Annotated in this window: 14 protein-coding genes; 9 read left to right on the top strand and 5 right to left on the bottom strand. The window is 54.0% G+C overall.

The annotated features are described in order from the left end of the window. Positions 1-654 precede the first annotated feature (654 nt). The 3 genes from JHD74_RS09905 (at position 655) to JHD74_RS09895 (ending at position 4919) form a co-directional block, all read left to right on the top strand. Positions 655-1929, top strand: a complete 1275-nt coding sequence (locus JHD74_RS09905) for an HlyD family secretion protein (RefSeq protein WP_199062626.1) — start codon at positions 655-657, stop codon at positions 1927-1929. Continuing rightward, positions 1922-4033, top strand: coding sequence for a peptidase domain-containing ABC transporter (locus tag JHD74_RS09900; RefSeq protein WP_199062624.1), 2112 nt, complete (start codon positions 1922-1924; stop codon positions 4031-4033). Before JHD74_RS09905 ends, JHD74_RS09900 begins: the two co-directional genes overlap by 8 nt. 202 nt (positions 4034-4235) lie before the next feature. Then, a complete protein-coding gene (locus JHD74_RS09895) occupies positions 4236-4919 on the top strand; it encodes a hypothetical protein (RefSeq protein ID WP_199062622.1) in 684 nt (227 codons plus the stop codon). 91 nt (positions 4920-5010) lie between these two features. Here the strand turns inward: JHD74_RS09895 and nifJ are convergent, their stop codons facing one another. Continuing rightward, positions 5011-8544 (bottom strand): pyruvate:ferredoxin (flavodoxin) oxidoreductase, encoded by a 3534-nt coding sequence (nifJ, locus tag JHD74_RS09890; RefSeq protein ID WP_199062620.1) that lies wholly within the window; start codon positions 8542-8544, stop codon positions 5011-5013. A gap of 250 nt (positions 8545-8794) precedes the next feature. On the opposite strand from nifJ, the gene JHD74_RS09885 reads away from it, so the two are divergent. Beyond that, positions 8795-9127, top strand: a complete 333-nt coding sequence (locus tag JHD74_RS09885) for an SMR family transporter (RefSeq protein WP_021806525.1) — start codon at positions 8795-8797, stop codon at positions 9125-9127. Positions 9128-9378: 251 nt separating this feature from the next. Beyond that, entirely contained in the window at positions 9379-9636 is a 258-nt protein-coding gene (locus tag JHD74_RS09880) for a DUF333 domain-containing protein (protein WP_074029170.1), read from the top strand. Between the two features lie 38 nt (positions 9637-9674). Here JHD74_RS09880 and hslJ read toward each other — a convergent pair whose 3' ends face one another. Together hslJ and JHD74_RS09870 are read right to left on the bottom strand one after the other, a co-directional pair. After that, on the bottom strand, positions 9675-10106 hold the full coding sequence (hslJ, locus tag JHD74_RS09875) for a heat shock protein HslJ (protein WP_074029168.1): 432 nt from the start codon (positions 10104-10106) through the stop codon (positions 9675-9677). Between the two features lie 61 nt (positions 10107-10167). Further along, complete coding sequence (locus JHD74_RS09870) at positions 10168-11160, bottom strand: 2-hydroxyacid dehydrogenase (RefSeq protein ID WP_024486550.1); 993 nt, start codon at positions 11158-11160, stop codon at positions 10168-10170. Between the two features lie 267 nt (positions 11161-11427). Here JHD74_RS09870 and JHD74_RS09865 point away from each other — a divergent pair, with 267 nt between their 5' ends. From JHD74_RS09865 to JHD74_RS09855, 3 genes are read left to right on the top strand one after another with little or no spacing between them, the layout of a single operon-like run. Continuing rightward, the gene (locus JHD74_RS09865; protein WP_199062618.1) at positions 11428-14040 is read left to right on the top strand and encodes a YdbH family protein; all 2613 of its coding nucleotides are present in this window, start codon (positions 11428-11430) and stop codon (positions 14038-14040) included. After that, positions 14037-14234, top strand: coding sequence for a YnbE family lipoprotein (locus tag JHD74_RS09860; protein ID WP_024531400.1), 198 nt, complete (start codon positions 14037-14039; stop codon positions 14232-14234). Before JHD74_RS09865 ends, JHD74_RS09860 begins: the two co-directional genes overlap by 4 nt. A gap of 8 nt (positions 14235-14242) precedes the next feature. Next, positions 14243-14566: a YdbL family protein gene (locus tag JHD74_RS09855; RefSeq protein ID WP_199062616.1), complete on the top strand. Its 324-nt coding sequence runs from the start codon at positions 14243-14245 to the stop codon at positions 14564-14566. 118 nt (positions 14567-14684) lie between these two features. Here the strand turns inward: JHD74_RS09855 and azoR are convergent, their stop codons facing one another. Then, positions 14685-15290 (bottom strand): FMN-dependent NADH-azoreductase, encoded by a 606-nt coding sequence (gene azoR, locus JHD74_RS09850; RefSeq protein WP_024530177.1) that lies wholly within the window; start codon positions 15288-15290, stop codon positions 14685-14687. A gap of 313 nt (positions 15291-15603) precedes the next feature. Between azoR and hrpA the strand changes: the two genes are divergently transcribed. Continuing rightward, entirely contained in the window at positions 15604-19491 is a 3888-nt protein-coding gene (hrpA, locus tag JHD74_RS09845; protein WP_199062614.1) for an ATP-dependent RNA helicase HrpA, read from the top strand. Here the strand turns inward: hrpA and JHD74_RS09840 are convergent. After that, on the bottom strand, positions 19476-20612 hold the full coding sequence (locus tag JHD74_RS09840; protein ID WP_199062612.1) for an MFS transporter: 1137 nt from the start codon (positions 20610-20612) through the stop codon (positions 19476-19478). The two genes, hrpA and JHD74_RS09840, sit on opposite strands and share 16 nt — an antisense overlap. Positions 20613-20647: the final 35 nt, after the last annotated feature.

Below are 20647 nucleotides of genomic sequence, written 5' to 3'. Positions count from 1 at the left end.
CCCCCCCCCCCCCCCCCCCCCCCCCCCCCCCCCCCCCCCCCCCCCCCCCCCCTTTTTTAGATGTGTATAAGAGACAGGAGGGGGGACAGGTGGAAGCAACTGCGGTTCTGGCTCTGGCGGCTCATGTTCTTGGTAGTCGGCCAAAATTTACGTTTTAAATAAAATATGTCGGTTATACTCGTTTAGGCCAATTTCATGAAGAAACTTGTAAATATTCTTTCTATTTTGCTAGCCCTGTTTTTGTCAAATGCATTACTAAATGGGGCCGGAGTATGGCCATCATGGTGGTATGCTGCTCCATCAGATATTTCAAAAATTTTGGTTTCACTCGCGTGTACGTTTGTTGTGATCGAATTGGTATCTCGCCTAGTAAACCACTACTATCCAAAATAGTTGGCGGTAATATATTAACCGATTCACCATGCAAGGGCGCAGCATGCTGCGCCCGTTATTGGGTTCGTTAGGGACAGCGAGAATATTGCACGGCAAGTCTATCTTTTGCAAAGACTCCGTTATCTCAATAGGGTTCACTTCTGTGCTATACGGCGTTCGGCTGGTGTTTTCACCATTGAAATAACCTGGATTTGATATGCGATATCGAATGCGCGATATATGGCTGCTGATGCTATCTCCATCTTTTTAAGGAAGAAAACGGTGTTTCGCCAGGAAGCGATTGATAATCATAAAATAAAATGGTGCGGCCGGGCATTGCTGTTGCCCGGTATTTCCTTTTGGCTCATGTTGGGAATGTGCCTATTTTTTCTCATTGCGTTTCTCTCATTCATTATCGCCGGCACCTATATCCGGCGGGTCAATGTGACCGGCGAGATCAGCACCTATCCGCGCGCCGCCAACGTCTATTCCACCGTCCAGGGAGTGGTGGTCAAACAATTCGTCACAGAGGGACAGGTGATCACCGCTGGTGCGCCCATTTACCAGATCGATGTCAGCAAGAGTACCCACAGCGGTGTGGTCAGCGACAACCAGCGCCGGGATATCGATGGCCAGTTGGCGCGTATTGCGCAAATTGTCAGCCGACTGGAAAGCAGCAAGCAGGTCACACTCGCAATGCTGGAAAAACAAAAGACGCAGTATATCACCGCGTTCGCGCGCTCTACGGAGATACTCCGACTGGCTCAGGAAGGGATTCGCATCATGAAAGATAACATGGAGAACTACCGGCACTATCAGACCAAAGGATTGATTAACAAGGATCAACTTACCAACCAGGTGGCGCTGTATTATCAGCATCAGAACAACCTGCTGGGCTTGTCCGGCCAAAACGAGCAAAACGCCTTGCAGATCACCGCGCTGGAAAGTCAGAGCTACACCCAGGCCGCCGAATTCGACAACAAGATTTACCAGATGCAACTGCAGCGTTACGAGCTGCAAAAGGAACGGCTAAACATCGATGCTGGCGGGGCAATCATCGTCCGTGCCTTGGCCGAAGGTCGCATCGACTCGCTAAGCGTCACGGTCGGCCAAATGGTTAACGTCGGTGACAGTCTGCTGCAGGTGGTCCCGCACGAAATCGATCACTATGTTCTGGTGCTTTGGGTGCCCAACGACGCCATTCCCTATATTGACGCCGGTGATCAGGTCAATCTGCGCTATGACGCCTTTCCTGCGGAGAAATTTGGCCAGTTCGCAGGCACTGTGTCCGTCATCTCTAAAGCCCCGGCTTCGCCGCAGGAAATGCTGACTTACCAGGGTGCTCCAAAAGCCGCGTTGACCGCCTCCGAGCCGTATTACAAGGTTATCGTCAGACCGGAGAAACAGGCCATTGACTATGACGGCAAGCATCTTAGCCTGGAAAACGGCATGAAAGCACAAAGCACCCTATTTCTCGAGAAAAGGAAAATTTATCAATGGATGTTGTCACCGTTCTACGACATGACACACAGCGCGACGGGGCCGGTCAATGAGTAAGCTTGCTTTCAAACAGCTAGTCAGCCAGTTGGACCTGCGGTGGCGTCATCGGGTTCCGATGGTTCACCAAACAGAGTCCTCGGAGTGCGGACTCGCCAGCCTGGCGATGATTTGTGGCCATTACGGCAAAAACATCGACCTGATAGCGCTGCGCCGGGAGTTCAACCTATCGAGTCGTGGCGCCACGCTGGCCGGGCTGACCAGTATCGCCGAACAGTTGGGGCTGGCCACCCGCCCCCTGTCACTGGATCTGAACGAGCTTGGCGCCCTAAAAATACCCTGCATATTGCATTGGGAATTCAACCACTTCGTGGTGCTGGTTAGCGTCAAACGCAACCATGTGGTGCTGCATGATCCAGCGCGCGGCCACCGGACCGTCAGTCTTACGGAGCTGTCGCACAGTTTCACTGGCGTGGCGCTCGAAGCGTGGCCCGGCAGCGAATTCATCGCAGACAGTGTCAGCCACCGAATTCGCCTCCGCACACTGATTGGCAGCGTGCATGGCCTCAATAGGACGCTTGGCAAGATCTTTTGTTTGTCTCTAGTGTTCGAAACTATCAATCTGGTGATGCCGGTCGGCACACAACTGGTTATGGATCACGCCATTCCCGCCGGGGATCGCGGATTGTTGGCACTCATTTGCGTCGGACTGATGATATTCATTCTGTTGCGGGCTGCCATCGGTATGGTACGCGCCTGGTCCGGACTGGTGATGGCGACGCTCATCCATGTGCAGTGGCTGTCTGGCCTGTTTACGCATCTATTGCACTTGCCTCTGGGCTACTTTGAGCGGCGTAAGTTGGGTGATATTCAGTCACGCTTCGGCTCACTGGATGAGCTGCGCAGCACCTTCACCAGCAGTATTGTCGGCGCCATCATGGATTCCATCATGGTCATTGGCGTTCTGGTGATGATAGTGCTGTATGGCGGCTGGCTAACTTGGGTAGTGATCGCTTTCACCGCATTCTACGTACTGATGCGCATGCTGACCTACGGGTATTACCGACAACTGTCCGAGGAGGTTCTGGTGAGAAATGCCCGGGCCGGTTCGTATTTTATGGAGACGCTCTACGGCATCGCCACCGTCAAGATGCAGGGCATGGCGAAACGCCGCATTGCCCACTGGCTCAACCTCGAAATCGACACTATCAATACGGGTATCCGGGTTACCAAAATGGACATGCTGTTTGGCGGCATCAAAACTCTGGTTGCCGCCTGTGATCAGGTTGCCGTCCTGTGGCTGGGAACCAGCCTTGTGATCGATAACCAGATGACCATCGGGATGTTCGTAGCGTTCGGTGCCTTCCGGGGGCAGTTCTCTGACCGCATTGGATCGCTGACGGAGTTTTTACTGCAGTTGCGCATGATGAGCCTGCATAACGAACGCATTGCCGATATTGCTCTGCATCCGCGAGAAAATCGCAAACCCGATCTCCCTTACGAGCCGGGACTACAATCGGTGAGCTTGACAACCCATGATCTGAGCTATCGCTACGACAGCCAGTCACCGGTCATCTTTGATGCCCTAGAGATGACTGTTGCGCCGGGCGAGAGTGTGGCCATCGTAGGCCCATCTGGATCAGGCAAAACCACGTTGATGAAAGTGCTGTGCGGGCTGTTCCCCTCTGATTCTGGTCGTGTTGAGGTGAACGGTATCGATATTCAGCAGCTTGGTATCAACAACTACCATAAGATGATCGCCTGCGTGATGCAGGACGACAAGTTGTTCTCTGGTTCGATCCGGGAAAATATCTGTGGGTTTGCGGACGAGGTGGATGATGCGTGGATGCAGGAGTGTGCCCGTGCCAGCTATCTACATGACGTGATCATGCGCATGCCTATGGGATACGAAACCCTGATAGGGGAACTGGGTGAAGGATTGTCCGGCGGGCAAAAGCAACGGCTGTTTATTGCCCGTGCAATCTACAAGAAACCGGCAATTTTGTTCCTGGATGAGGCCACTAGTGCTCTGGACAAGGACAGTGAAGCGGTGGTAAATCAGGCAATAAAGGCGCTCAGCATTACGCGGGTGATCATTGCCCACCGTGAAACCACAATAGCGTCGGTCGATCGGGTCATTGAACTGACAAACAAAGTTGAGTAATGATCACACTAAGTCTCAAGTTCACTATTGCTTGGTGTATTTCAATCATGAAGGTAATGCGACGATAAAAATAAATTATTAATTATCAATGAGTTTTGATGGTGTCTGTTTTACATTCAGGTTGTACTGAGCTTTTTGGCTAATTGTTTGATTTTCTGACATTTAAATCGTGCTCGTTCTCATTTGGGTGCGCTACGGCGGTATGACACTTTTAGCGGGCAAGTTTAGCATTCTCTGGGAGGATTTGGTCATTATTCGTTTGAGCTGTGGTAATGTCAGTTCAAGGTTCATAGCCATTCAAGGACAGATTGTGGTTGGCAACTCAACAGATTTAAAGGATCTCCTTGCAAAGACGCGTCCTGATTTTACCATTCAAAACTTACGTGACTTCACTGACTGGGCTGAACAGAGGGTATTAGCTGGAGAATACTCTGATAATCTGCTGATATTGGCTTCACTAGGGCTAGACAAAGATTTAGTCAGGGAAGAGGTGCAAACTTACTTTGCAGCATATCTCAAAGATATCGGTAAGCCCTATCCGGATAGTTTGGAGGCCACGGTCTACTATTTTCGACGGTGCTTTAAGATTTTGGCCTGGTCTGAGGATGAAAACGTCGTTTGGGGCACGTTAATCGACACGTTCGATCGCTGGTATGAATTTGACAGTCCAATGTTAAGTCGAGTTGTTAACTATTGGAATGGGGTCCGAAGCGATTTCGTTGATTGCTTTGATGAGGAGTATGGTTATTTACATGTTATGTTCCCAAGACACTTCGACATTCCACGTCAAAAACAGTGTGATTACATAAGGGAAACCGCAAAGCGCTTTTTCTGGCTCTTAGAGTGCGAATACACTTGCTCGCTGATATTAAAAAACAGCTCGTAAGTGTTCAGGTGGCCACGATCATTTGGATGGGCGCAGCCTCAACATAGTGAACCAGAGCAAAAAAGGGCGCGAAACCGCGCCCTCAACATACCTACTCCGAACCTGCCTTCTCAGACTTTCCAGCCAGCAAGCTAAGGAAATCGTATTTATCCTTCAGTTCTTTTTCTGCTGCTTCATACAACGCAGCGGCAACCTCAGGCTGCTGCGTATTGAGGCGGCGGAAACGCTGTTCCTTGTTCAAGGTCGCCGTCAGCTCACTGTTCGGTGGCCGGGAGTCCAGCGCCAACGCAGCTTTGCCTTCCGCAGTACGACGTGGATCGAAGCGATACAGCGGCCAGAAGCCGGTCGCGGTTAGCTGCCGCATCTGGTCGTGGCTCAGTGCCAGATCGTAACCGTGTTCCTCGCAAGGGCTGTAGGCGATGATCAGGGAAGGGCCAGGGTAGGCTTCTGCCTCCTGAATCGCTTTCACCGTCTGGTTAAGCTGCGCACCCAATGAGATCTGCGCAACATACACATGGCCGTACATCATCATGCTGACGCCAAGATCCTTACGGGCCTTGCGCTTGCCGAGCTCACCAAACTTGGTCACGGCCCCCAGCGGAGTGGCCTTGGATTGCTGCCCGCCGGTATTGGAGTAGCACTGCGTATCCAGCACCAGCACGTTGACGTTTTCCGTCAGGCTCAGCACATGATCCAGACCGCCAAAGCCGATATCGTAAGCCCAGCCGTCACCGCCAATCAGCCAGATAGACTTATCCACCAGATAATCGGCATCGGTGGCTAGTTGACGAGCGTCGTTGCCTGTCACGTTAGCCAACAGGCTACGTAATTCGGCGATCTGCTGGCGGCGCGGGCCGGTGGCAATCTCGTCTGCTTGCAGTGAGGCCACCAACTGAGCGGGTAATTGCGGTGCCAACGTGTCGAGCAGGCGCAATACGCGGCGGCGGTGCTGATCCACTGTCAGGCGGAAGCCCAGACCAAATTCGGCATTATCCTCAAACAGCGAGTTTGCCCAGGCTGGGCCACGGCCGTCGGCGTTGGTGGTGTAAGGTGTGGTGGGCAGGTTACCGCCATAGATAGAAGAACAACCGGTGGCGTTGGCAATCAGCAACCGGTCGCCATACAGCTGAGTCAGCAGCTTGATATATGGTGTTTCGCCACAGCCGGAACAGGCACCCGAATATTCAAACAGCGGAGAAATCAGCTGCGAGGTGCGGATATCGATACGTTCCAACTGCGATGCGTCGATCTCTGGCAGTTGCAGGAAGAAGTCATAATGAGCCTTTTCCTCTGCCAGGTGATCGAGGCGAGATGCCATATTGATCGCCTTGATTTCCGGATTCTGGCGATCTTTCGCCGGGCAAACCTCTACGCACAGGTTACAGCCGGTGCAATCTTCAGGGGCGACCTGCAATACATATTTCTGACCGCGCATATCACGGGATTTTACATCCAGCGATTGCAGCGTGGCAGGGGCGTACTCCATGGCTTCTGGCGGAACCACCTTGGCACGAATGGCTGAATGCGGACAGGCCGCGACGCAGTGGTTGCACTGGGTACACAGGTCCGGCTGCCAGATCGGCACTTCTTCGGCGATATTGCGTTTTTCCCACTGCGTGGTGCCCACAGGCCAGGTGCCGTCTGGGGGGAAAGCCGAAACCGGCAGGGTATCGCCCAGCCCGGCCAGCATCACGGCGGTAACGGTTTTGACAAAATACGGTGCGGCGTCGGAAACCACCGGTGGACGTATTGGACTGTTGCTGTCGAGTGGGCGCAGTGGGATTTCCGTCAGCTCACTCAGCGTGGCACCCAAGGCTTGCCAGTTACGTTCGACCACCTCTTGGCCCTTGTTGCTGTAGCTGCGGGCAATCGCTCCCTGTAGTTCCTGCAACGCCACTTCACCCGGCAGGATCTTTGTCAGATGGAAGAAGGCCATCTGCATCACGGTATTGATGCGGGCACCCAAATGACATTCGCGCGCCAGCTTGGCCGCGTTGATGATATACAGTTTTGCCTGGCGCTGATGCAGGATCGCCTGGACCTCTTGCGGCAGGCGCGACCAGACTTCATCCGCGCTATAAGGGGTATTGAGCAGGAAAATGCCGCCAGGTTTTAGCCGCTCCACCATTTGATACTTGTCGATAAACTGCCACTGGTGGCAACCGACAAAGTCGGCGCGGTCGATAAGGTACGCCGAATTGATTGGCTTATCGCTAACCCGCAGGTGTGACACGGTCAGGCCGCCGGCCTTTTTCGAGTCGTAGACAAAGTAGCCTTGGGCAAACATCGGCGTGCTGTTGCCGATGATTTTGATGTTGTTCTTGGTGGCAGAGACCGAACCATCGCTACCCAAACCGTAGAACAGGGCTTCCAGTGAGGCCCGCTGAGGGAGAGTTTCTTCGTGAAGCGGTAGTGAAAGACCGGTAATATCGTCGAAAATGCCCACGGTAAAGCGTGGGCGAGGCTTATCCAGCATCAGCTCACGGAAAATGGCCAACGCGCAGTCTGGGCCAAACTCCTTGGAAGACAACCCATAGCGCCCGCCAATCACCCTCGGCATGCTGGCGCGTTCGCCATGGCTAAAGGCTTCTGCCAGCGCAGTCATCACATCCAGGTATAAAGGCTCGGCTAGAGCACCCGGCTCTTTGGTACGGTCAAGCACCGCAATTTTTTGTGCGCTTTCCGGCAGAACGGAGAGCAGATGTTTGGCGGAGAAGGGACGATAAAGCCGGACTTTAAGAACGCCCACTTTTTCACCGCGCGTCAGCAGGTGGTCGATAGCTTCTTCACAGGTGCCGATGGCGGACCCCATCAGGATCACCACGCGTTCGGCCTGCGGGTGGCCGTAATACTCAAACGGCTGATAGCTGCGGCCGGTGATGGCAGCAAACTTGTCCATCGCCTGCTGCACATGTTGGTAGGTATTGTCGTACCACGGATTGGTCGCTTCCCGCGATTGGAAATAGGTATCCGGGTTGGCTGACGTACCGCGTATGACGGGATGATCCGGTGAGAGAGCCCGGCTACGGTGGGCGTCGATGGCGTCCTGCGGCATCATCTGCTGTAGCGTTTCGTCGCTCAGCGGGGCGATCTTGTTGATTTCATGCGAGGTGCGGAATCCATCGAAGAAATGGATGAACGGCAAGCGGCTGTTTAGCGTGGCCGTCTGGGCGATCAGCGCAAAATCCTGCGCTTCCTGCACGTTGCTGGCGCACAGCATGGCACAACCGGTCTGGCGTACGGCCATCACGTCGGAGTGATCGCCAAAGATGGATAATGCATGAGTTGCGACGGTGCGAGCGGCAACGTGGAGGACAAATGGCGTCAGTTCCCCGGCCAGCTTATACAGCGAAGGGATCATCAACAGCAATCCCTGGGACGAGGTGAAGGAGGTGGAAAGCGCGCCGGTTTGCAACGCGCCGTGCACGGTAGCAATGGCTCCGCCTTCGGACTGCATCTCCACCACGTGGGGCACGTCGCCCCAAATGTTCTTCCTGCCGTCACTGGACCAGGCAGCGGTTTGTTCCGCCATGGTCGAACTTGGGGTGATTGGGTAAATGGCAATCACTTCACTGGTGCGATAAGCCACGGAAGCGACAGCGTTATTACCATCTGTAGTTATCATCTGCAGTACCTTTCTGTGCTCACAAAGCTGCAAAAGTCAGCTTCTTATAATCATCAGCAAAGTCTAACAGAGGGGGTTATTTGTGCTTTATCGCATTTGTGTGGCGCACAAAATCTGGATGTAAGGTGATATTTCGTTAAAAAATAATTACTATTTACAGCGTAATGGTAAAGCGTTGCGGCGATGTAACGCTAATTTAATCTCCGCGTATCATATTGATGTAACGCGAAACAGAAAGAAGAAGTTGAAAATGACCGCATTTATCTATTTAGCTATGGCGATTATCGCCGAAGTGATAGCCACCACCTTGTTGAAAGCCTCTGAAGGGTTTACCCGCTTGTGGCCATCGGTGTTTGTAGTGTTGGGTTACGCGGTAGCATTTTGGGGGCTTTCGATGGTGGTAAAAACCATGCCGCTGGGGATTGTCTATGCCATCTGGTCCGGGTTGGGGATCGTGCTGGTGTCGATTGCCGCGGTGTTTATTTACCAGCAGAAGCTGGATTTGCCTGCGGTGGTTGGTATGGGGCTGATTATTGCCGGGGTGTTGGTAATTAATCTGCTGTCCAAGTCGGCAGGGCACTGATCGGGAGCAAAATGCTTTCAGGTCAAAAAAAAGCCAAATTAATGGCTAATCATATTTCTATTATTAAGCTAACAAGCTAGATTACTAAAGTTGTCTTTCCGGTTGCCGCTTGTTGAAGAAATGAATAGGCGGCAACTTGAAGCTCAACGGGTGGACATCAAAGATAACCAAACGGGCCCATCGTTCCAGTGGCTCGGGTTATCAGCAATGGCAAAATTACACAGCATCGTTTCGGTTCAGGGGTACGAATAATGATCACAGCAAAATGGCTGCTTGCCGGCGCCATACTCTCTTTGGCTGCCTGCAGCAGCAATAACAACCAAGAACCACAGCAGATCGCCACCAGTGCCAATATTGGTGCGATACCTACCAGCGAAAGCTGTGCCAGCGTGGGCGGAGTAACCACCATTGCCCATTCGCTCAACGGCGATACGCTCAGAATGTGCCAGATGCCGAACGGCAAACAGTGCGAAGAGTCAGCGCTGGGCCGTGGAGCCTGTGCCCGTTGAGTCTGTACCGGGCTAATGGCTAGCCCGGTAATGCCAACTTAATTGACCCAGTCTTTCAGGGTATACACCAGTTGGTGATCGCTGCCGCTCAGGGTCAGCTGTTGGCCATTGAGCGAGACTTTTGCACCGTTAGCCAACAGCGTGCCGATGGTTTGATCCCATTGGTTACGTTGTGGATCTGCGCACATCATGCGGGTCGTGGCGAGGTTTTTCACCGTCAGCACGCCGTTCTCTAACTGGCCCTGGCCGAAGAAACGGTTGCACATCGATCCGGAAATATTCATTTTCTCGCCGAACTCGATGCTCGGGCCGCTGCCTTGTTTTGCCTCAACCGCCACACCATCCACGCTTTGCAACACAAAGTTATGATGCAGCAGATCGCTTTCTACTACGGTGTGTTGTTTGGTTTGAGCGGAACCACAGCCAGCCAATAGCGCACAAGCCATGGCTAAAGGGATCAGTTTTTTCATTATTACGAACCTGTTTAGGTTTTGTCGGAAGAATTAGGGGCGCTAAGCGCGCCCCAAAGTATCAGGCATTAAGCTGATTAGGGCAGGCTTCACCCCGCGCAAGCTGTTCAATATTTTTCAACGTAGTTTGCGAAATACTGGTCAACGCCTCTTCCGTCAGGAACGCCTGATGGCCGGTAAACAGCACGTTATGGCAGGCGGACAGGCGGCGGAAAACGTCATCCTGGATCACATCGTTGGATTTGTCTTCAAAGAACAGGTCGCGTTCGTTCTCGTATACGTCCATCCCCAGCGCACCAATCTTTTGCTGTTTGAGGGCATCGATAGCGGCGGAAGAGTCGATCAAGGCACCGCGACTGGTGTTAATCACCATCACGCCGTCCTTCATCATGGAGAACGCGTCCGCATTCAGCAGGTGATGGTTTTCCGGCGTTAACGGGCAGTGCAGGGTGATCACATCCGCCTGGGCATACAGCGTTTTAAGATCGACATATTCGGCACCCAGCTCTAACGCTTGCGCGCTTGGGTAGGGGTCGTAGGCCAAGAGCTTCATGCCAAAGCCTTTCAGAATACGCATGGTAGCTACGCCGATCTTACCGGTGCCAATCACCCCGGCAGTGCGGTTATGCATATTGAAGCCGATCAGCCCTTCCAGCGAGAAGTTGGCATCACGGGTGCGTTGATAGGCCCGATGAATGCGGCGGTTCAGGCACATCATCATACCCACGGCGTGTTCGGCTACGGCTTCAGGTGAATAAGCCGGAACGCGCACCACCTTGATACCCAGCTCTTTCGCCGCATCCAGATCGACGTTATTGAACCCGGCACAACGCAGGGCGAGGATTTCAACCCCAAGCGCTGCCAACTCTTCCAGCACTTCCCGGCTGCCGTCGTCATTGACGAAGATGCATACGGCCTTACAGCCGATAGCCGTTTTGGCGGTTTTCTTGCTTAGCAGAAAGTCGAAAAACTCCAGCTCATAACCAAACTGCTGATTTACCAATTCAAGATACTTACGGTCATACTGTTTGGTGCTGTAAATCGCCATTTTCATCGTGGTTTCTCCCGCGTGATTATGTGATCAAATTAACATATTTTGCCAAATACGACAATGGTTTAGCGTCCTATGGCGGCAGCGCTCATTTAGGGTTTTATGCTGATAATCAGTGTATTAGCCGCTTACCGTATTCACCGGATAAATATCAAAAATGAGAAACCTGCTCTATAAATGATGAGATGGGTTCACCTTCACCTGCCAGGGGATCCGTGTCATCATTGCACCTGGCTAATCGATGTTAATCAGGAACTAAACCTGCGCTTAATGACAAAGAGATTAAAAGTATTCGTAGCGATCGTGGCGGGCATCATCCTGTTGATCATCGCGCTGTGGCAAACCCTGCCTCGTTGGTTGCCGCGTGTGATAGCCCCTTGGTTACCGCAGGGTAGCCAGTTGGTCTTGCAAGGGCCCTTGCGTTGGCAGCAGGGGGCGTTGCATCTTGATGGGCTGAAGTTCAGCGCCCAAGGCTGCGCCATCGCCAATGTCAGTGAACTGCAACTCGCCTACCAAATGGGCAGTTGGCATTTAAAGGGTGAACGAGCGGACGTAGATACCGCCTGCCTGTCAAAATTGCCCGCCTCCGAGGGGGACAGCGCGCCGTTAGCGCTAGACCAACTGCAAGCGATGCTGCCGCCATTTGATCTGAACATCAATCTTCTCACGCTCACCCCATGGCAAGCTTATGCCGGTAAATTGCAGCTGTCATCTGTGGCCACTGGCCAACGGTTGCATTATCAAGGCAAGAACGTCATCGCTGAGGCGCAACTGGATGAACATCAACAACTGACGATAAACAAGCTCAGCATTACGCCACCCAACAGCACGGCTCCGGTACAACTGACGGGCAAAGTCACCGTACCGCTGGATATGGACAGTTTGCCAACCCAGGGGGCGTTGCAAGGTGAGATACAAACCGCCTATCTGGAAAAACCCTTGCTGCTGGATTTAAATTGGCAACAGCAGCAGGGGGTGTTGACCCTGACGGAAAAGGGCAGCGACCAACCGTTGGCTACGCTCCCTTGGGCACTAACGCCAAAACAGATCAGCATCGAAAAAGGGGAATGGCGTTGGCCTTACCTGGAGCAACCGCTCAGAGGTGGTTTAAATGTGGCGTTGCATGATTGGAGCCAGGGGTTTGACGAAACCCAAATTACCGCGCGTTTGAACGTGATCACCGCAGGGCACAACGGCAAGGGCAACGCGGTGCTGACGTTGGGGCCAGGTAGCCTGAGCCTGACCAACAGCGATCTGGGATTCCAGCTTACCGGGCAGGCAAACCTGGCCAATCTCTCGTTTACGGCGTCAATCCCCGGCATTATCAGCGGCTCGATCCTTAACCCAACGCTGGTGCTACAGCCGGGATCTTTACTGCGCGCCTGGGGTAGCCCGGCACCGGACATGAAGCTGGAAGAGGCTCGGCTGCCGCTGGCTGGAGTAAAAGTCACCGCGCTTGGGATCACAGGCCGTTTGCAGGCAATTATCAGCGCCAGCGAAAGTTACTGGGGGCGCTTCAAGGTGCATCTGGACGGCCAGGCACAAGATTTCTGGCCAGACCATGGTCAGTGGCAATGGCGCTCTTGGGGGAACGGCAAGTTGCCACCGCTGCAGGCCGCCTGGGATGTTGCAGGTAGTGGGCGTTGGCAGGACACCAGCATCACCCTGGATCGTCTTTCCACCGGTTTTGATCGGTTAAAATACGGCATGGTCACGGTTGCGACGCCACGTATGACGCTCAGCCAACCGATCCAGTGGCAGCGGGATGTCAAAGCGCCGAGCCTTACCGGCGGCGTGCAACTGGTGGCTGACAAAACCAGTTTTGGTGCAGGCAGTTATTTACCGCCTTCGGTGCTGGATTTACAGTTGCAAGGTACGGGGCCAGACAGTTTTCAATGGCAAGGCGCGTTGCAGGCCGAGCAGATTGGACCAATCAAGTTGCGTGGCCGCTGGGATGGTGAGCGTCTGCGTGGTGAAGGCTGGTGGCCAAAACAGTCATTAACGGTATTCCAACCGCTGATTTCACCCGATCTGAACATCAAACTGCGCGCAGGTGAGTTCTATGCACAATCGGCATTCTCGGCGGCGCGAGTGCAGGGATTTGAAGCTGGTGGCCACTGGGTGGTGCGCAATGGCGGCATGTGGCTGCAAGATGGCGAATTGAGCGGGCTGGACTTTGTCTTGCCCTATCGGTTTAACAACCACCTGTGGCAGCTTGGTGCCAAAAGGCCGATCATGCTGCGCATCAAATCCATCAAGACGCTGTTTGAGATGCAGAATATTACCGCCGATCTGCAAGGTACCTATCCCTACAGCGAGGCGTATCCGTTGACGTTGAGCAATATCGGCGTGGATATGCTGAACGGTCATATCAGCCTGTCGGCATTACGTATGCCGCAGCATGATGCGGCGGTGCTCAAACTGGAGAAAATCGACCTCAGTGCACTGTTTACCGCGCTCAAACCGAAGCAGTTCGCCATGTCTGGCCGCATCAACGGAGAGCTACCGCTCTTCCTGAACCACCCAAAATGGCTGGTACAAAACGGCTGGATCGCCAATGCGGGAGTCATGACGCTGCGGCTGGATAAAGATATGGCAGATGCCATTGGCAGCAATAACTTAGCCACCGGTGCTGCTATCGACTGGCTACGCTACATGGAAATCAACCGTTCAAAGGCGCGGGTCGATCTTGATAACCTCGGCGAGCTGACGCTAAAGGCACATATCGATGGCGTAAATCCGCAGAAAAGTGCCAAGCGTGAGGTTATCCTTAACTATAGCCATCAGGAAAACGTGTTTCAGCTGTGGCGCAGCCTGCGCTTTGGCGACAATTTACAAGAGTGGCTGGAGCAGGCGCTCTCTAAACCCGAGGAACAACGATGAAGAACGCGACCATACCATTGCTGGTAGCCGTGTTGGGCGCATCCTTGCTGAGCGGTTGTGTACCGCGCATTGAGGTGGCGACACCTAAAGATCCCATCACCATCAATATGAACGTCAAAATTGAGCATGAGATCCATATCAAAGTAGATAAGGACGTTGAGAACCTGTTGAAAGACCAAAGTGGTCTGTTCTAGGAGCCCGCATGAAAAAACATTATCTGTGGTTGATTGCCGTCGGTTGGTTATTCAGCGGGATGGTTCAGGCGTTGACGCTGGATGAAGCCAAGCAGCAGGGGCGGGTGGGCGAAACGCTCAGTGGATATATCGCTCCGGTGAAGCAGGACGCAGAGACCCAGGCGTTGGTGAAAAAAATCAATGCCGGGCGCGCCGAGAAATACCAACAGGTGGCTGCAAGCAATCATATCGCTATCGATGAAGTCGCGCGAATGGCCGGGCAGAAGCTGGTGACACGAGCGCCTGCGGGGGAGTATGTCCGCGGGATTAACGGCCAGTGGTTGCAGAAATAAAAAAAGCGCGCCCTAGGGCGCGCAACGGAATTTAAACGGCTTATTGTCATGAGGGTAAAACGGATTTTGCAGGTGTGTGACTTACCAGGGCGCAATCTCTACGCCCTGGCATCGCTATTTAAGCGGCGATCACTTCGGCCAGTAACGCTTTGGCATCGGCCTGGGCTTTGGTCGCAACGTCTGGGCCGTAGGCAATCCCTTCGGCAAAGACAAACTCAATGTCGGTAATGCCGATAAAGCCCAGGAACAGACGCAGGTAAGGTTCTACCAGGTCGGTCGGGGTGCCTTTATGGATGCCGCCACGGCTGGTCAGAATGATGGCGCGTTTGTTCTTAACCAGGCCTTCCGGGCCGTTCTCGGTGTAACGGAAGGTGACGCCGGCACGGGCAATCAGGTCAAAATAATTCTTCAACTGAGTTGGGATGTTGAAGTTGTACATCGGAGCGGCGATAACGATAGTATCGTTGGCTTGCAGCTCGGCAATCAGTTCGTCTGACAGGGCCAGCGCTTCTTTCTGGCGTGGAGTCAGTGGGGCATCTGAAGGACGCATCGCGCCAACCAGCTCGCCATCCAGCACCGGGATTGGCTGTGCAGCCAGGTCACGCACGGTGATGGTATCGTTGCTGTGAGCATTGGCCCACTGCTCAACGAAGAAATCAGCCAATTGGTTAGACTGAGAATAAGTTGCCAGGATGCTGGATTTTAGAACCAATACTTTGCTCATCGCTAATTCCTTTCGTGTTGACTGTGACATCAGGGCTGGTTGCCCGTTGCATGAGGTACACTCTATTCATATTGTTCCAACAGGGATAGCGGAATATTTCGAGATCTACGTTCGATTTTATTGAACAAGAAAATCCAGGCTAAGCGGATGGATTATGGGGAGAAATACCATTGTGGTATCCTATGCAGCTAAGTCAAAAATCGATAAACCTAATTTAAAAAACGCAGTTATTGGCACCTACACGTCAGCTATAACATCAAACCCTAGTCCCTGACGTTAACTAGTAGCCGCGAAGAAACAAGGAACACCGAACGTGAAATCTACGCTCGCGGCATTGTCATCCCAACTGGGTGATTTGATGCTCCGTGATCAGCAGCGCCTGCAACGCCGGTTGCAAGGTGCGCGCAAAGTCAAAAGCCCCGAAGCTCAACAGGCGGTTGCCGCAGAAATAGCGGGTGATATTGAGCAAGCCTTGCAGAAGGTGCGCTCCCGTGCGGCCTCGTGCCCGAAAATCACTTACCCGGAAAGCCTGCCCGTCAGCCAGAAGAAGCAGGACATTCTGGCCGCCATCCGCGATCATCAAGTGGTGATCGTGGCGGGTGAAACCGGCTCAGGCAAGACCACTCAGCTACCGAAAATCTGCCTGGAGTTAGGGCGCGGCGTCAAAGGCCTGATTGGCCACACGCAACCGCGCCGCCTGGCTGCACGCACCGTTGCCAACCGCATTGCCGATGAGCTGGAAACCCCGCTGGGTGGCAGCGTAGGCTATAAGGTGCGCTTCAACGATCAGGTGGGTGAAAATACCCTGGTCAAACTGATGACCGACGGGATCTTGCTGGCCGAAATCCAGCAGGATCGCCTGCTGATGCAGTACGACACCTTGATCATCGATGAGGCGCACGAGCGCAGTCTGAACATCGATTTCATCCTGGGTTACCTGCGCGAACTGTTGCCAAAACGCCCGGACCTGAAGGTGATCATCACCTCGGCCACCATTGATCCGCAGCGCTTTTCTCGCCACTTCAACAATGCGCCGATCATTGAGGTTTCTGGCCGGACTTATCCAGTGGAGGTGCGTTATCGGCCGGTGGTAGACGACGCCGACGATACCGAACGCGATCAGCTTCAGGCCATCTTCGATGCGGTGGATGAACTTGGGCGTGAAGGGCCTGGCGATATTCTGATCTTTATGAGCGGTGAACGTGAAATCCGTGACACCGCTGATGCGTTGACCAAGCTCAATCTGCCTCACACCGAGGTGCTGCCGCTGTATGCCCGCCTGTCCAACAGTGAACAGAATCGGGTGTTCCAGTCGCACCACGGCCGCCGCATCGTGTTGGCGACCAACGTCGCGGAAACCTCGCTGACCGTGCCGGGCATTAAATACGTTATCGACCCAGGTACGGCGCGCATCAGCCGCTACAGCTTCCGTACCAAAGTGCAGCGTTTGCCGATCGAGCCGATTTCGCAGGCTTCGGCCAACCAGCGTAAGGGCCGCTGTGGGCGTGTTTCGGACGGTATCTGCATCCGTCTGTTCTCGGAGCAGGATTTCCTGTCGCGCCCGGCGTTTACCGATCCGGAAATTCTGCGAACCAATCTGGCCTCGGTCATTTTGCAGATGACCTCGCTGGGGTTGGGCGATATTGCCGCGTTCCCGTTTGTCGAAGCGCCGGATAATCGCAATATTCAAGACGGCGTGCGCCTGTTGGAAGAGTTGGGGGCGATCAAAACCGCGGAAAACGGTCACTATCAGCTGACACCGCAGGGCCGTCAGTTAGCGCAGTTGCCAATCGACCCACGTTTGGCACGGATGGTGCTGGAGGCCCAGAAGAGTGGTAGCGTACGCGAGATGATGATCATCACCTCGGCGTTGTCGATCCAGGATCCGCGTGAGCGGCCAATGGATAAGCAACAGGCCTCCGATGAAAAACACCGCCGCTTCGCCGACAAAGACTCCGATTTTATGGCGTTCGTCAACCTGTGGGATTACCTGAAAGAGCAGCAGAAGGAAAACTCTTCCAGCCAGTTCCGCCGCCTGTGCCGCAACGATTTCCTCAACTATCTACGGGTGCGTGAATGGCAGGATATCTACACCCAACTGCGCCAGGTGGTGAAAGAGTTGGGCCTGCCGGTCAACAGCGTGCCTTCGGACTACCGCAGCGTACACACCGCGCTACTGAGCGGCCTGCTTTCGCACATTGGCCAGAAGGATGCGGATAAGCAAGAGTTTACCGGTGCGCGCAACGCCCGTTTCTCCATCTTCCCGGGCTCCGGGTTGTTCAAGAAGCCGCCGAAATGGACGATGGTGGCAGAACTGGTGGAAACCAGCCGCCTGTGGGGCCGTATAGCCGCACGGATCGAACCAGAATGGATCGAGCCGATGGCTCAGCACCTGGTCAAACATCATTACAGCGAACCGCACTGGTCCAAATCCCAGGGGGCAGTGATGGCCAGCGAAAAGGTCACGCTGTTTGGGTTGCCGATCGTCGCAGCTCGCCCGGTGAATTACAGCACTATCGATCCGCTGCTGTGCCGTGAACTGTTTATCCGCCATGCGCTGGTAGAAGGTGACTGGCAAACGCGGCACCCGTTCTTCGCTGCCAACCTGAAGCTGCGTGCCGAAGTGGAAGAGCTGGAACACAAATCGCGCCGCCGCGACATTCTGGTGGATGACGAGACCCTGTTCAGTTTCTACGATCAGCGTATTCCCAGCGACGTGGTGTCCGGGCGTCATTTTGACCAATGGTGGAAAACCGCCGGTAAGCAGAATCCTGAGCTGCTCAACTTCGAAAAAGAGATGTTGATCAAGGACGGGGCCAACAAGGTCAGCGCACTGGATTATCCCAACTACTGGTATCAGGGCAACCTCAAGCTGCGCCTGACCTACCAGTTTGAGCCGGGTACCGACGCCGATGGCGTGACTGTGCACATCCCATTGCCGATCCTCAACCAGGTGGAAGAGGCCGGTTTTGAGTGGCAGATCCCCGGTATCCGCCGTGAACTGGTGATCGCGCTGATCAAATCGTTACCTAAGCCGATGCGCCGCAATTTTGTGCCAGCACCGAACTACGCTGAAGCTTTCCTTGCCCGGGCTACGCCGTTGGAAATGCCACTGCTGGATTCGCTGGAGCGTGAGCTACGCCGCATGACGGGTGTGACAGTGTCACGTGAAGATTGGCAGTGGGATCAGGTGCCCGATCATCTGAAAATGACCTTCCGCGTGGTGGGCGAGAAACACAAAACCCTGCGTGAAGGTAAAGATCTGGCCGCGCTGAGGGTCCAGCTCAAAGACAAGGTGCAAGAGACGCTGTCGGCCGTGGCTGATGATGGCCTGGAACAGAGCAATCTGCATATCTGGAGCTTTGGCAAACTGCCCGAATTTTATGAGCAGAAGCGTGGCGGTTACTCGGTCAAGGCTTACCCTGCATTGGTGGACGAAAAAGATAGCGTAGCCATCCGCCTGTTTGACAGCGAGCAGGAGCAGCAACAGGCCATGTGGCAAGGTACGCGCCGTTTGTTGCTGTTAAACATTCCGTCGCCGATCAAATATCTGCATGAGAAGTTGCCGAACAAGGCCAAGCTTGGGCTGTATTTCAACCCGTATGGCAAGGTACTGGATCTGATCGACGACTGTATCTCCTGCGGCATCGACAAGCTGATTGCTGAGCATGGCGGGCCGGTGTGGGCGGAAGAGAACTTTGCCCGGCTGCAAGAGTTGGTACGGGCCGAGCTGAACGAAACCGTGGTGGGCGTGGCCAAGCAGGTGGAACAGATCCTGACGACGGTCTTCAACATCAACAAACGCCTGAAAGGGCGTGTTGATATCTCGTTGGCGCTGGCACTGTCCGATATCAAGGCCCAGCTTAACGGCCTGGTTTACCGTGGCTTTGTCACCAATAATGGTTGGAGCCGCCTGCCGGACACCTTGCGTTATCTGCAAGCGATTGAGCGCCGTCTGGAGAAGCTGGCGATCGATCCGCACCGCGATCGCGCTCAGATGATCCGGGTGGAGCAGGTTCAACAAGCGTGGCAGCAGTGGCTGAACAAGCTGCCGCCAAAACGCCAGCAGGATGAAGAGGTGAAGGCAGTACGCTGGATGATCGAGGAGCTGCGCGTCAGCCTGTTCGCTCAGCAACTGGGCACGCCTTACCCGATTTCTGAGAAGCGTATCTTGCAGACCATCGATCAGCTTTCTGCGTAACCTTTAAGCCTTGCAGAACAGGCGAGGCTTAACAGGCTGCATCCCAACAGCGTTAACGGCAGGTGCTGGCCCATGGCGGCCAGTGCCAGGCCGCCAGCGATCAGCAGATAATAGAGTAACCCCAATACCGCTCCGGCAGCACCCAGCCGGTTGCGGTAATGCTTCAGCGCCTGGCTGAGAATATTGGGAATGGCCAAGCCAAAGGCCACGGTCACCGCCATACAGGGCAGCAAGATCATTAGACTTGCCTGCCAATACCATGCAGCAACAGCGGCCAACAGGGCTAGCAGACTGGCCATTTGGATCTGCCGGTAAGCGCATAATCCTTTTTGCAGAAGGTAACGGTTTGCCGCTGCGCCGCACAGGCTGCCAAAGGCTAAAACAATCCCCGAATAGCCAAACTGCTCGCTGGTCAGCCCCAAGTTCTCAAAAATAAACGGGGCCAGACTGAAGTAGCTGAACGCCATGATGTTAAAGCTCGCAACCAGCAACGCCGAGCACCAGATTTGCTTATCGCGCAGCATCTCCTGCAAACAGGGGAGTAAAGCGATACCGCTGGTGTGTTGGCGGGTTTCTGGCAGCGCTCGCCAACACCAGATCAGCAGCAACAGCGCCAATCCTGCTTGCGCAGAGAAAATGGCCATACGGCCGCCCCAAAACACCAGTATTCCGCCGCTAAACATACCCAACACCGGGCTTATCGACAATGCCATGCCAATTATCGCAAACATCTTTCCTAACGCTTGCCCCTGATAGACATCGCGCAGCATGGTCTGCGTCACCACAGAACCAACGGCGGCACCAAAGGCAATAACGGCGCGCGAGACGATGAGCAACGGGAAAGAAGCGCTCAGCAAAGCCAGCAAGGCCCCGGCCGTATACAACACCAATCCGGCGAGCATGGCGGTTCTACGGCCATATTTGTCGCTGATCGTTCCCCAAAACGCCACGCCAAAAGCGAAGGCGAAAAAATAGACCGATAGCGTGTGGCTGGCCTGCGTGGCATCGATCTGATAATCAAAGCGGATAGCGGTTAACGCCGGGCTATAGAGCGTTTCCAGGATTTGTGGTGCCATGATCATCATGATGATCAGCGGCAGAGGCAGATTTTTGACGGACATAACGTTCTCCCAAATAAGTGTCGCCAGTATAGGGA

The sequence above is a fragment of the Serratia sp. ASV30 genome, assembly GCF_016428815.1.
GTDB classification, from domain to species: Bacteria; Pseudomonadota; Gammaproteobacteria; order Enterobacterales; family Enterobacteriaceae; genus Chania; species Chania fonticola_C.
Note: the sequence above shows the minus strand (reverse complement) of the source record. Positions and strands in the feature narration are given on the sequence as shown.